Below are 12,786 nucleotides of genomic sequence, written 5' to 3' on the forward strand. Positions count from 1 at the left end.
TTGGCTGTCGGCTTGCACAATGCCAGCATGGGGTCGTCACAGTTGGAACTGGCCGTGACCCAAGGGGAGGAAATGGCCCTGACTCTGGAGGTGGCAACACCACCCCGGCAGCTGGAGGGAGGAAACGGTCCGCCGCGGGTACTGTTCGACGCGTTCGTCGTTCATGCCACAGTCCGGGGCCGGATGCTGAGTGGGCGGCTGCCAATCAGGGTGATGGCAGGCGCGGCGTGGGCAGGGCTGCAACCAGGGGAAAAGGCATGGACAGCTGGAAAGATCACCGTGGCTGAGGCCAGTGACAGGGTAGTGGGCATTCTCCACCCGGGCACAGACCCGGTAGCGGGCTCGGCTTTACACTACAACGCAGAGACATCCAACGCAGAGCCATCCAGAGTGGGAACAGACAAGGGAGGGGAAAATGGCACACAAGCCGTGGTGAGGTCCATGCGTAAGGCGTGGCAGGGCAGCGTCGAGGCTGTCTGGGCCAGCAGCTCCCCGGACACGGCAGGCCTGCTCCCCGGAATGGTCATGGGAGAACGAAGTGGCATGGGCAGCGGGCTCAACGACGCCATGAAAACAGTGGGTTTGACGCACCTGACAGCAGTGTCCGGAGCAAACTGCACACTCGTTCTGGCCTCTTTGATGCTGGTGCTGCGTTCACTGCATGCTCCACGGATGGTGGCATTTGCTGTTTCAGGATCCGGACTGGTGGGTTTCGTGGTGCTGGTGGGGCCAGACCCCAGCGTGCTGCGGGCCGCGGTCATGGGGGCTATCGGCGCCATGGCGATGTTGGGTGGCCGGCCCAAACGCACTGGAGCGCTTTTGTCAGTGTCCGTCATTGTGCTGCTGGTCGCCGATCCATGGCTTTCCGTGGACTACGCGTTCATTCTTTCAGTTTTGGCCACAGTGGGCCTGCACCTGGTGGGCCGGCGCTGCGCGCAGTGGTTGTCCGTGCTGCTACCGCTGTGGCTGGCCCAAGCGGTGGCCATTCCGTTGGCCGCCCAATTATTTTGCGCACCCGTGATTGTGCTGCTGCAGGCAAGGCTCACTCCGTATGCCGTTGCGGCCAATATGGCGGCCGCCCCTGTAGTGGCTCTCGTGACGACTGTTGGCACGTTGGGTTTGGTGGCAGCTTCCGTGTTGCCACCGCTGGCTGCATTGTGCGCAGCCGTCAGCGGGGCTGGGGCGTGGTGGGTGGCCGTGGTGGCGCGGTGGATGTCTGCCCTGCCGGCCGCAAGCCTGCCGTGGCCCGGCGGCGTCCAGAGTGTGGTGCTCATGGCGTGCCTGAACGTGGCGTTGCTGGGCGGCCTCTACGCCGTCGTCGAGCGGGATCGGACGGCCAAGGCGGCAGCAGCCGTGCTGGAGCGGATCCCGGCGTGGTGGCGTGTCAGGTTCGGGTTTGCTGCGGTGGCAGTTCTTGGGGCCGCTGTTGCCGGGTGGTGGACCACGGCATTCCTGAGCGGGTGACAGGAACACGGTTTGTGGTAAAGGGTGGTGGGGGTGGCAAAGTAGAGGCTGTGAACAATGAGTGGACAGGAATGGTGAAGTGACACCGGCAGCCAGAACCGCCCCACGGGGCCCGGGAGGTGCTGATTGGCGCGATGTGCCGTTGGCGCCCGTTGTCCTGCTCTTCGGTCCGGAGGACTTCATAGCCAGTCGTGCCACCGATGACGTCCGCAGAAAATTGCGTGCCCACAACCCTGAGTTGGAAACGACGTCCCTCGACGCCGCCCACTACACGGCTGGCAGGCTGGGCATGGTGGCGAGTCCGTCCTTGTTCAGCGAACCGAAGTTGATAGAAGTGTCAGCTCTGGCATCCATGAGCGATGACTTCCTGCAGGATGCGCTGGCCTATATCAAAGACCCGGCCCCAGATGTCACTCTGTTGCTTGTCCATGCAGGCGGCACGCGAGGCAAGAAGCTCCTTGACGCCCTCAAGGCCCTCGGTGCTCCACGCATAGAGTGCCTGCCTTTCAAAAAAGACAACGAAAAAATGCAATTTGTCAGCACCGAATTTTCCCTGGCAAGGCGTCGGATTGATGCCGAAGCAGTGCGCGCCCTCGTGGCGGCGGTGGGGGCAAGCCTGTCGGAGCTGGCCGCCGCCTGCTCGCAGCTCATTGCGGACACCTCTGGCATGGTCAGCACCGACATGGTGGATAAATATTATGGCGGTCGGGTGGAGGCCACAGCCTTCCGTGTGGCTGACGCCGCCCTGGCCGGCAATGCTCCCGTGGCCCTTTCCACACTCAGGCATGCGTTGGCTACGGGAGTGGATCCGGTTCCACTGGTCGGTGCGTTGGCAATGAAGGTGCGCCAGGTTGCCAAAGTTCATGGGGTGCGTGGCAGTTCAGCACAACTGGCCCGGGACCTGGGCATGAGCCCGTGGCAGGTGGATTCAGCCAGGCGCGATGCCGCACATTGGAGCCCGCCGGGTCTTGCCACCGCCATCAAGGTCCTCGCCGAAGCGGACGCCCAGGTCAAGGGTGAAGCCAAGGACCCCGTTTATGCGGTGGAACACGCTGTCATGGTGATCGCCACTGAAGCCAGACGTTAGCCACAACCCTGTGTTAAACACGTTGGACCCCCACCAAGCGGTGGAGGTCCAACGTTGAAGTTGCGAAGCGGGTCAGCTTCCCTTAGAGGGCGTTAACCTTCTTGGAGATGGCGGACTTGCGGTTGGCAGCGTTGTTGGCGTGCAAAACGCCCTTGCTGACAGCCTTGTCCAGCTTGCGGCCTGCATTCACCAATGCAACCGTTGCTGCATCCTTGTCAGCCTTGGCCACTGCCGTGTTTACTGCACGGATAGCGGTCTTGACTCCCGACCGTACTGCGAGGTTGCGCTGGCGCGCCTTCTCGTTGGTCAGGATGCGCTTCTTCTGGGACTTGATATTAGCCACGTTGTATAACTCTCTTTTGATACGTAAATTCGGTCGTAGAGGGCGTAGCTTGACCGTTGACAGCGGCGTGGGGATGCTCGAATTATGGTGAACGTCAGGTCAAGCTGTTGTGACCGCCGACCTGCACGGACACACACTGTGAAGAGTTTAGCAGATTTGCTTGGACTCCAATGGCCGCCCTACTTCCAGCCGTGCCGCTGTTTCAGCCCCGTGGCCACCATGGCGAATCGCTTGGCGTCCAGGATGGCACCCTCGCGACGCATGTCGCCGGGGGAGACCTGCACAATCCTGTCCAGTTTCACTTCACTGGGACGTCCCTGCCTGTCCCAGGAACCGGTACCAATGTCGATGTAGTCGTTGTCACCGCGGTGGTCGTTGCTGTGGTCCTTGCTTGTCAGCATGAGGGCCAGCAGGCGCTTGCCCGAGCGGCCCACCACCAGCACCGGCCTGTCCTTGCCTTGGCTGTAGTCCTCTTCATACGGCACCCAAGTCCAGACGATTTCCCCGGGGTCGGCAGCGCCATTGGGCTCTGGGGAGTAGTTGACGGTGGAGCTTCCGTGGAAATCCCCTGGGTATGGGGTGCTGAGGCCGGTAAAGGCCCCGTTCGACGTCGGAGCCTTGGTCAGGTGCGGTGCTCGCCTTGCGCTGGGCTTGGCACCCGGTCTGGTCCGCGGCGGCGCGCTCTTGGCGGGCCGGAACAGCGAGCCGGCGAGTGAACGTAGAAGCTTAAAGATGCTCTCTGATGTGGATGGCATGGAACCTACACTAGCGAAAGCACGCCGGGTCCATGATGTGTGCTCCGGTGTGCCCCTACCGTCCATGACTGGAACCGGCGTTGCAGGAGGTGAGATACGGCTCGTCGGTTCTGTGCGCGGGGCCTAAACGTGGGACACTTGTTGGCAATGAGTGTCCGGCGTCATGCGTGCGGGCACAACCCCTGCACGGTTCGGTGAATCCACTGCTATCCCTGCGTCCATGCAACAGTAAGGAACCCTAGTGTCACCCATGGCCCGCACTGCCCCGGTGCCCGCCGCGACTGATCCGGCGATCATCAGGAACTTCTGCATCATCGCGCACATTGACCACGGTAAATCGACCCTGGCCGATCGGATGCTCCAGCTCACCGGAGTGGTTCAGCAGCGTGACATGAAGGCGCAGTATCTTGACCGCATGGATATTGAGCGTGAACGCGGCATCACCATCAAGTCCCAGGCTGTGCGCATTCCCTGGGAAGTTGATGGCACCGCCTACTGCCTGAACATGATCGACACCCCGGGCCACGTGGACTTCACCTACGAGGTTTCGCGCTCCCTGGCAGCATGTGAGGGCGCCATCCTGCTCGTCGACGCAGCCCAGGGCATTGAGGCCCAGACGCTGGCGAACCTGTACTTGGCCATGGAAAACAACCTGACCATCATCCCGGTGCTGAACAAGATCGACCTGCCGTCCGCACAGCCGGAAAAGTACGCAGCCGAGTTGGCCAACCTCATCGGTGGCAAGCCCGAGGACGTCCTGATGGTCTCAGGCAAGACCGGCGTCGGCGTGGAAGCACTGCTGGACCAGATTGTGCGGGAATTGCCGCCGCCCGTGGGCGATCCCAATGCTCCTGCACGCGCCATGATCTTCGACTCCGTCTACGACACCTACCGAGGTGTTGTCACGTACGTCCGCGTCATTGACGGCAGCTTGAGTCCGCGCGAGAAGATCCAAATGATGTCCACCCGCGCCACCCACGAACTCCTGGAAATCGGTGTCAGCTCCCCTGAGCCCACACCCTCCAAGGGGTTGGGTGTTGGCGAGGTCGGCTACCTGATCACCGGTGTGAAGGATGTCCGCCAGTCCAAGGTCGGTGACACCGTCACCACGTTCCACAAGCCTGCCACCGAGTCACTGGGCGGCTACCAGGACGCCAAGCCCATGGTGTTCTCCGGACTGTACCCGCTCGACGGCGCCGACTACCCGGTGTTGCGCGACGCCCTGGAAAAGCTCATGCTCAACGACGCCGCGCTGGTGTACGAGCCCGAGTCGTCCGCCGCACTGGGCTTCGGCTTCCGCGTCGGCTTCCTCGGCCTGCTGCACCTGGAAATCACCCGTGAACGCCTCGAACGCGAGCACAATCTCGATTTGATCTCCACTGCTCCGAACGTGGAGTACGAGGTCACGCTCGAGGACAAGAAGATCATTCACGTCACGAACCCCAGTGAATACCCGTCAGGGAAAATTGCCGAGGTCCGCGAACCGATGGTCTCGGCCACCATCTTGGCACCGTCGGAATTCGTCGGCGCCATCATGGAACTGTGCCAGTCCCGCCGCGGCATCCTTGGCGGCATGGACTACCTCTCCGAGGACCGGGTGGAGATCCGCTACCGCTTGCCCCTGGCCGAGATCGTCTTTGACTTCTTCGACATCCTCAAGTCCAAGACCCGCGGCTACGGTTCGCTGGACTGGAAGGCCGACGGCGACCAGGTTGCCGACCTTGTCAAGGTGGACATCCTGCTTCAGGGCGAGCAGGTCGATGCCTTCAGCGCCATCACCCACCGTGACAAGGCCTACGCCTATGGCGTCATGATGACCGGCAAGTTGCGAAATCTCATCCCGCGCCAGCAGTTCGAGGTGCCGATTCAGGCAGCCATCGGTGCGAGGATCATTGCCCGCGAGAGCATCAGGGCCATCCGCAAGGATGTGCTTGCCAAGTGCTATGGCGGTGATATTTCGCGGAAGCGCAAGCTGCTGGAAAAGCAAAAGGAAGGCAAGAAGCGCATGAAGATGGTGGGCCGCGTGGAGGTCCCCCAGGAAGCATTCATCGCAGCCTTGACCACTGACGAATCCTCCAAGGACAAGTCGAAAAAGTGACACCGAGCGTTCTGCCCCTGGGCGATCCGGCCCCGGCCGACGGCATCCTGCCCGCGCAGGCTGCCGTCGGTGCGGCGAGTCGAAAATTCAGCTTGTACGCCCACATCCCGTTTTGTGCAGTGCGGTGCGGCTACTGCGACTTCAACACGTACACGGCCACTGAGCTTGGTGGTGGCGCCTCCCAGGATGCCTATGCGTCAACTGCGGTGCGTGAAGTGGAATTTGCCGCCCGCGCCATGACGGCTTCCGGGCTGCCGCAGCGCAAGCTCAGCACCGTGTTCTTTGGTGGCGGAACGCCCACGCTCCTGCCTGCTGGCGACCTCACCCGTATCCTGGGTGCCGCCGTCGAGCAATGGGGCATCGAAGAAGGGGCCGAGGTCACCACCGAGGCCAACCCCGACTCCGTGACCCTCGAATCGCTGCAGGAACTCCACGACGGCGGGTTCACCAGGGTGTCCTTTGGCATGCAGTCGGCCGTGTCGCACGTTTTGAAGGTGCTGGACCGCACCCACAAGCCTGAGCGCGTGCCGCAGGCTGTGGCCTGGGCACGCGAGGTGGGCCTGAACGTGAGCGTGGACTTGATCTACGGCACACCTGGGGAGTCACTGGCCGATTGGGAAACGTCGGTGCGCACGGCGCTGAGCTATGAACCCGATCACATTTCCGCCTACTCGCTCATCGTGGAAGAAGGAACCAAGCTGGCTGCCCAAATTCGTCGCGGCCAGGTTCCCAACATCGACGACGACGACCACGCAGTCAAGTATGAGCTTGCCGACGCCCTGTTCCAGGCAGGCGGCCTGTCCTGGTATGAGGTCAGCAATTGGTCCCGCACCCCGGCGGATGCCTGCCAGCACAATCTTGCCTATTGGCACGGTGACGACTGGTGGGGGATCGGCCCCGGTGCGCACTCCCACATGGGTGGGGTGCGTTGGTGGAACGTCAAGCACCCCACGGCGTACGCGAACAGACTGGACAAAGGCGAATCCCCTGCCGCGGGCCGTGAAACGCTCGACGCGGACACCCGCGAACTTGAACGCATCATGCTGGTGTCACGGCTGTCGGAGGGACTGTCCATTGACACCCTTGGCCCTGCCGGACGGCACGCAGTGGCCGGGTTGATCGCCGAAGGGCTGATCGAGCCCTTGAAGGCCTTCGCCGGCACGCTTGTGCTAACCCTGAAAGGCCGCCTGCTCGGCGACGCCGTGACAAGGGCGCTCCTGCCCTAGGCGAGGGCTCTTGTAAGTGATGTGTATGGCAGGTGATGCGGGTGTCGGGCTAATTTACCCGCATCAGCTGTCATATGGATGGTGGGGGCCGGTTTTGCTAGGCTCTTCCACCTCAGTAGGGGCTATTTGATCACGCGCAGGTTCAGCGCGTAGCGGTAAGGCTGGCCCTTGTCGACCTTGATGGCGGCAATGACGGAGAAAATCGTGAGAAACGTCCACACGAGCAAGGCCAGCATGGAAAACACAGTTCCTATGTCCGGGTTGATGAAGACAAACACGAACGCGACGAGGTTCAATGCCACGGCAACAATGGTGGGGGGCAGCGTGAAGTTGAGTGCTTCCAGTGACTCCTGCGCGGTGAAGCGGCCGCGGGGGCCCAGGAACTTGTAGACCAAAAAGGCGGGTACGCAGCCAAGAATTCCACCGCAGTGGGAAATGAATGCCCACTGTTTGTCTTCTGACGGGGTGAGCGGCGGCAGCGGAGCACCATTCATTTGGTTTACCGGATGACTCACAATGAGGGGCCTTTCAAAAAAGCAACAAGAGGGGGAGTGGGGTGGACTAGCCGACCCTCCTCTAGGATACGGGTGCTGTGAGGAAATCTATGACTTCTTCGACGCGGCCCAGTAATGAAGGTTCAAGGTCGGCGTAGGAATTGACTCGGGACAGCAATCTCTGCCAGCCCAGTCCGATGTCTTCGGCCGTGGTGTGCGGCCATCCGAACGCCTGCAGGATGCCCTGCTTCCACTCCATGGAGCGCGGGATGGAAGGCCATGCAGGTATGCCCAAGGTGGAAGGTTTGATGGCCTGCCACACGTCGACATAGGGGTGGCCCACCACCAGGACATTATTGCTCATGCCAGGGGATTTCATGAGATTCGCCACAATGCGTGTTTCCTTGGAGCCAGGTACGAGGTGGTCCACGAGGATGCCGAGCCGCCTGTGGGGGTCGGGGGAAAAGGCGGCCACGGCGGCGGTCAGGTCGTCAATGCCGCGCAGTGGTTCAACCACAATCCCTTCGACCCGCAGATCGTCGCCCCACACCTTCTCGACAAGCTCGGCGTCGTGCTTTCCTTCGACCCAAATGCGGCTGGCCTTGGCAACCTTGGCCCTGAAGTCGGCCACCTTTACCGAGCCGGACGCTGTCCGCACCGCCTTGCGCACGGCAGTGGTTGCGGGTGCGACGAGTTCCACAGGCTCCCCATCAAGCAGAAACCCGGGCCCCAGCGGGAAGGCACGGACCTTTTCACGTCGGTCGGCAAGCTCAACAATGTGCATGCCACCGGACTTTTCAAGACGGACGACGGCGCCCACCCACCCTGTCGCAACGTCTTCCACGACCACACCGGACCGGGCTTCGATCTTGCGGATGATCCGTTCCGGCGGCGCGCTGAGATCCTGGGGGCCCCACTGGTTGAAGTGCACGTGTAAACCTGACTTTTGCTGCTGACGGCAACGCTCAAAGCGAACGCTGCAGGGTGAAAACCCATGGTAGCCCGTGGTGCGGCGTGTCGGACGGCATTGCAGGGTCGAGCCGTCATGGGAGCGTTGCTGAAAAAGTATTAGACTTAGCACTTGGTTGGGTAGAGTGCCAACGGTGGAACCGTTGTGGACCCCCCACAACAGCAGTGGCGATATGAGTGGCAATGACAGGAGGTGGCGGGCATGAGCGAACCAAGGAAGTTGGAAGTCCTTCGGGCAATCGTTGAAGACTATGTCCATACCCGCGAACCGGTCGGTTCGAAGGCACTGGTCGACCGTCATCATCTGGGCGTTTCCAGCGCCACCATCCGCAACGACATGGCAGCGCTGGAGGAAGAGGGGCTCATCATGGCCCCGCACACCAGCTCCGGACGGATCCCCACCGACAAGGGATACCGGCTCTTTGTTGATCAACTCTCTTCGGTGAAGCCGCTGTCGGCCGCAGAGCGGCGCGCCATCTCCGCCTTGCTTGAGGGTTCTTCCGATTTAGATGACGTTCTTGAACGAACGGTGCGGGCACTGGCGCACCTGACCAATCAGGTCGCCGTCGTGCAATATCCACGTTCCGCTGCTGCGACGGTACGCCATATTGAGTTTGTGTCCTTGGCTTCACGCCAAGTCCTTGTGGTGCTGATCCTGGCATCGGGCAAGGTGGAGCAAAACGTCATCGACATTGGGGCGGCCATTGATGATGTGACGTTGGCAGGCTTGCGGCAGGTATTTTTGGCGGCCCTGAACGGGCTGGCCGTGGCCACGTTGGCCGAAGCAGCCGCCAAGGTTCCACCCACCGTTTCGCCGGTCTATCAGGGACCGGCGTCGCGGCTCGCCCAAGGTTTGGCATTGCTGGCCACCAATGCCCGCGAAGACCGGATCGTCATGGCTGGCACGGCCAATTTGGCCAGATCCAACAATGATTTTCCGTTGAGCATCGGACCCGTCCTTGACGCCCTTGAGGAACAGGTGGTGCTATTGCGCCTCCTTGAAGCCATGGCGCAGGACTCCTTGGGGATGGCAGTGGTGATAGGCCGCGAAAATCCCCATGACTCCTTGGCCGAGGCCTCTGTTGTGGCCGCTGGCTATGGCCCCGGCGAAAGCGCCAAGCTGGGTGTCGTGGGTCCCACCCGCATGGACTACCCCAACACCATGTCAAGCGTGCGTGCAGTAGCGCAGTACCTTTCCAGAATTCTGGCCGGCTAACCGGCCACCGTTTCCACGTAAAGAGAGCAACATTTTGAGCAACCATTACGACGCATTGGGCGTCTCCCGCGACGCAACAGCCGAGGAAATCAAGAAGGCTTACCGCAAACTTGCCCGTAAGCTGCACCCGGACGTCAATGAGGCGCCGGACGCCCAGGACCGTTTTAAGGCTGTAACGCACGCCTATGAAGTCCTCTCAGACCCGCAAAAACGCCGCATCTATGACACCACCGGCAATGAGAATGGCAACGACAACGGTGCCGGAAACTTTGACGGGCAGGGCTTCGCGTTCCAGGACATCTTCGAGACGTTCTTCGGCGGTGGTGGCGGTGGAGGCGGCCGTGGCCCGGCGTCGCGCACACGCCGCGGCCAGGACGCACTCATCACGGTCCGCATCGATTTGTCCGAAGCCGTGTTCGGCGTCAACAAGAAGCTTGAAATCGACACGGCCATCACCTGTCCCACGTGTGATGGCAGTTGCTGCCGTCCGGGTACCTCGCCCACCACCTGCGACGTTTGCCATGGCAGCGGTCAGATCCAACGCCCCATGCGTTCCATCCTGGGCAACGTCATGACCTTGGCCACCTGCAACTCTTGCCAAGGGTTCGGCACCATGATCGTGGACCCTTGCAACGAGTGCATGGGCGAAGGCCGCATTCGCAACCGCCGTACGCTCACCATCAAGGTCCCCGCGGGCGTCAGCACTGGCACCCGCATCCAACTGGGCGGACAGGGTGAGGCCGGCCCCGCCGGTGGCCCCGCCGGTGATCTGTATGTGGAAATGAAGGTCAACAACGACCCCTCGTTCCTGCGCGAAGGCGACGACCTTCACGCAACACTGAGCGTGCCCATGACGGCGGCGGCACTGGGCACCGAACTTACCTTTGAGACATTCGACGGCGAGCAGCCCATTACCATCAAACCAGGAACGCAGGCTGGGGAAATCATCAACCTGCGCAACCTGGGAGTCACGCACCTGCGCGGTTACGGACGTGGAGACCTCAAGGTGCACGTCCATGTGGAAACACCCACCAAGCCGGACGCCGCCCAAGAGGAACTACTTAAGCAGCTGGCTACCCTGCGCGGAGAAATGTTCACGGAGGGCAAGCTGGTCAGCAGCGGCGGCATGTTCGCCAGGCTGCGTGACAAGCTCGGCAACCTCTAGGCGAGCATGAGTAACCCCGTCTTCTACGCAACCCCTCAGCAGCTGGCTGGGCTTGGCCCTGGCTCGCTGTTTACCCTTGACGGCGCCGAGGGGCGTCACGCCACCACCGTGAAGCGGCTGGAGCCGGGTGAAACGGTGGATATGTGCGACGGAGCAGGCCTGCGTCTTGTCTGCAACGTCACCAGTGCCGGCAAGGGTGTGTTGACGGTGCGTGTGGAGAGTAAGAAGCAGGAACCGGCGCCGGCCATCTCCTTCACCTTGGTTCAGGCACTGGCCAAAGGGGACAGGGATGAGCTGGCCATTGAGACAGCCACCGAACTCGGCATTGACGCGGTGGTCCCATGGCAAGCGGAGCGCTCTATTGTGCGATGGAAGATGGACAAGGCATTCAAGGGTCCGGAGAAGTGGCGTCAAGTTGTGGCCGCCGCTGCGAAACAAGCACGGCGCTCCACAGTCCCGCAGGTGAGTTCGTTGGCCGGCACCGCACAGGTGTGCGAGCTTATTTCAGGCGCCGGTCTGGCCTTGATTTTGCACGAAGACGCCACCGACAGCGTGGCGGAGGTTGCCCGCAGCTGGTTCGCGGCCCAGCAGGGTGCGCACGACGGGGCGGCTGCGCAAGATGGAAGGCCGGCCGGCCCGCCAGCGGGAAACATCGTCATGATCGTGGGGCCGGAAGGCGGCATGAGTGCTGCTGAAGTGGCGGCATTTGTCGAAGCAGGTGCACGCACGGCGCTGTTGGGCCACCATGTTCTGCGCTCGTCAACTGCCGGGCCGGCCGCCGTGGTACTTCTCAGCCAAGAGCTGGGGCGTTGGTAACGCACCCTGTAGTGCCCAGAAGTACACACTGGTGCGCCGGAGAACGTGTCAGCGCCGAATGCCGCCTCGCTATTTTTGCCGGTTCACTGTGTGCTGAGTTACTTTTTTTCTGGGCTACTTCTTGCTGCGTTCGCTGATGGTCACGATCTTTGTGTCAAGACCGATCTTCTTATCCGGCATGGAGGGGTCGGTGATGTAGACGGACAGCTGGTACGTGCCGGGCGGTGTAACCAAGCTGAAGGTGAACTCGCCCAATTCATTGGCGCCCTGCGGGATGGTGACGGTGCCGTTGGAGAATTGCTTCTCCACCGTCCCATCGACCATCGTTTCCAGCGACCATGCCAGTTCTCCGGTGGGGGAGATGCCCTGTCCCACAACTTTCAAGGGCACCTCGTTGTACGTGGACTTGTTGGCAGGGTCAATGATCCACACAGGTGCCACAAATGCGGCATCGCGTGTTATCGGCTTGTCAAGAAGAACATGGCCGAACGCGTTATAGCCGGTATGTCCGTCCACAAGGATGGAGACCTGAATGGTGGTGCGAGTGTCTACCAAGCCGGCCATGGCTGCAGCTGCAGTTGCCGTGTACACCAGCTGGTCTATGGAACGGCTGGCAATGCCCTGATCAACTTTCTGCCCAAACGCGTCCGCGGACACATCAACTGTGATGACGTTCTTGGCAGACACTGAGGCACCCAGCCGTGAAGGGCTGTTCCACAGGGAGAAATAGTCGGGGTCGTTTGGTTTTGTGCCCATCATAGTGCGCAGGGCGGTCGCAATGGGATCGTCTATGGACTGGGTGGGGAAGAACTCGCGGTACAAGTACACATCGCCACTGCTGCGTCCAAGCCAGTACACAGGGAGCGTCTGCGACGCTCTGGCCGTCTCCAGGGGAGCGCTTGTCACAAGGCCGATACTGGTGCTGGCGCTGATAGTGGGCATGGTGGTGTCGCCACCGCTAACCCCTTGTGCCTTGCAGCCAACAAGAGTCAGCGAAAGCGAAAGGCCAACAATGGCGATTTTTTCCACCATGCGCAAGATTTTTCGCTCGCGAAGTGCCTTGGGGGCCACATCAGCAAAGGCGCGGAAGCGTCCTGTGGGTGCGGTATCAAAGGCAGGCATGGAGGGAGACGTACTCGCTAATCTGGCTAGT

At 61.5% G+C, this 12,786-nt stretch carries 12 protein-coding genes; 7 read left to right on the forward strand and 5 right to left on the reverse strand.

Annotated elements, in window-relative coordinates:
• Nucleotides 1-27: 27 nt before the first annotated feature.
• Both JMA46_RS04025 and holA read left to right on the forward strand, forming a co-directional pair.
• Nucleotides 28-1,464, forward strand: a complete 1,437-nt coding sequence (locus tag JMA46_RS04025; RefSeq protein ID WP_207344004.1) for a ComEC/Rec2 family competence protein — start codon at nt 28-30, stop codon at nt 1,462-1,464.
• Nucleotides 1,465-1,543: 79 nt separating this feature from the next.
• Nucleotides 1,544-2,551 carry a DNA polymerase III subunit delta gene (gene holA, locus JMA46_RS04030; RefSeq protein ID WP_348770051.1) on the forward strand — a complete coding sequence of 336 codons (1,008 nt, stop codon included), beginning with the start codon at nt 1,544-1,546 and terminating at the stop codon, nt 2,549-2,551.
• Between the two features lie 82 nt (nt 2,552-2,633).
• On the opposite strand, the gene rpsT is transcribed toward holA, so the two are convergent.
• Nucleotides 2,634-2,894, reverse strand: coding sequence for a 30S ribosomal protein S20 (gene rpsT / locus JMA46_RS04035; protein WP_207344005.1), 261 nt, complete (start codon nt 2,892-2,894; stop codon nt 2,634-2,636).
• A 179-nt stretch (nt 2,895-3,073) separates the two neighbouring features.
• Complete coding sequence (locus tag JMA46_RS04040; RefSeq protein ID WP_207344006.1) at nt 3,074-3,649, reverse strand: type II toxin-antitoxin system PemK/MazF family toxin; 576 nt, start codon at nt 3,647-3,649, stop codon at nt 3,074-3,076.
• 241 nt (nt 3,650-3,890) lie between these two features.
• On the opposite strand from JMA46_RS04040, the gene lepA reads away from it, so the two are divergent.
• Together lepA and hemW are read left to right on the forward strand one after the other, a co-directional pair.
• Nucleotides 3,891-5,747: a translation elongation factor 4 gene (gene lepA, locus JMA46_RS04045; protein ID WP_207344007.1), complete on the forward strand. Its 1,857-nt coding sequence runs from the start codon at nt 3,891-3,893 to the stop codon at nt 5,745-5,747.
• Complete coding sequence (gene hemW, locus JMA46_RS04050; protein WP_207344008.1) at nt 5,744-6,973, forward strand: radical SAM family heme chaperone HemW; 1,230 nt, start codon at nt 5,744-5,746, stop codon at nt 6,971-6,973. Before lepA ends, hemW begins: the two co-directional genes overlap by 4 nt.
• 122 nt (nt 6,974-7,095) lie before the next feature.
• On the opposite strand, the gene JMA46_RS04055 is transcribed toward hemW, so the two are convergent.
• A complete protein-coding gene (locus tag JMA46_RS04055) occupies nt 7,096-7,467 on the reverse strand; it encodes a DUF4870 domain-containing protein (RefSeq protein WP_207344009.1) in 372 nt (123 codons plus the stop codon).
• 82 nt (nt 7,468-7,549) lie between these two features.
• A complete protein-coding gene (locus JMA46_RS04060) occupies nt 7,550-8,398 on the reverse strand; it encodes a DUF3097 family protein (RefSeq protein ID WP_207344010.1) in 849 nt (282 codons plus the stop codon).
• A 240-nt stretch (nt 8,399-8,638) separates the two neighbouring features.
• Between JMA46_RS04060 and hrcA the strand changes: the two genes are divergently transcribed.
• From hrcA to JMA46_RS04075, 3 genes are read left to right on the forward strand one after another with little or no spacing between them, the layout of a single operon-like run.
• Entirely contained in the window at nt 8,639-9,652 is a 1,014-nt protein-coding gene (hrcA, locus tag JMA46_RS04065) for a heat-inducible transcriptional repressor HrcA (protein ID WP_207344011.1), read from the forward strand.
• A 34-nt stretch (nt 9,653-9,686) separates the two neighbouring features.
• A complete protein-coding gene (gene dnaJ / locus JMA46_RS04070; protein WP_207344012.1) occupies nt 9,687-10,817 on the forward strand; it encodes a molecular chaperone DnaJ in 1,131 nt (376 codons plus the stop codon).
• 6 nt (nt 10,818-10,823) lie between these two features.
• Nucleotides 10,824-11,633: a 16S rRNA (uracil(1498)-N(3))-methyltransferase gene (locus JMA46_RS04075; RefSeq protein WP_207344013.1), complete on the forward strand. Its 810-nt coding sequence runs from the start codon at nt 10,824-10,826 to the stop codon at nt 11,631-11,633.
• A gap of 114 nt (nt 11,634-11,747) precedes the next feature.
• On the opposite strand, the gene JMA46_RS04080 is transcribed toward JMA46_RS04075, so the two are convergent.
• Nucleotides 11,748-12,755: a GerMN domain-containing protein gene (locus JMA46_RS04080; RefSeq protein WP_207344014.1), complete on the reverse strand. Its 1,008-nt coding sequence runs from the start codon at nt 12,753-12,755 to the stop codon at nt 11,748-11,750.
• Nucleotides 12,756-12,786 lie beyond the last annotated feature (31 nt).

The organism is Arthrobacter sp. E3 (assembly GCF_017353415.1).
GTDB lineage: Bacteria > Actinomycetota > Actinomycetes > Actinomycetales > Micrococcaceae > Specibacter.

What these genes read in the sequence shown, in the direction of transcription:
- JMA46_RS04025 (WP_207344004.1), top strand. Translation starts at nt 28, where the DNA reads ATGGGGTCGTCACAGTTGGAACTGGCCGTGACCCAAGGGGAGGAAATG.
- JMA46_RS04040 (WP_207344006.1), bottom strand. Translation starts at nt 3,649, where the DNA reads ATGCCATCCACATCAGAGAGCATCTTTAAGCTTCTACGTTCACTCGCC.
- JMA46_RS04055 (WP_207344009.1), bottom strand. Translation starts at nt 7,467, where the DNA reads ATGAATGGTGCTCCGCTGCCGCCGCTCACCCCGTCAGAAGACAAACAG.
- hrcA (WP_207344011.1), top strand. Translation starts at nt 8,639, where the DNA reads ATGAGCGAACCAAGGAAGTTGGAAGTCCTTCGGGCAATCGTTGAAGAC.
- JMA46_RS04075 (WP_207344013.1), top strand. Translation starts at nt 10,824, where the DNA reads ATGAGTAACCCCGTCTTCTACGCAACCCCTCAGCAGCTGGCTGGGCTT.
- JMA46_RS04080 (WP_207344014.1), bottom strand. Translation starts at nt 12,755, where the DNA reads ATGCCTGCCTTTGATACCGCACCCACAGGACGCTTCCGCGCCTTTGCT.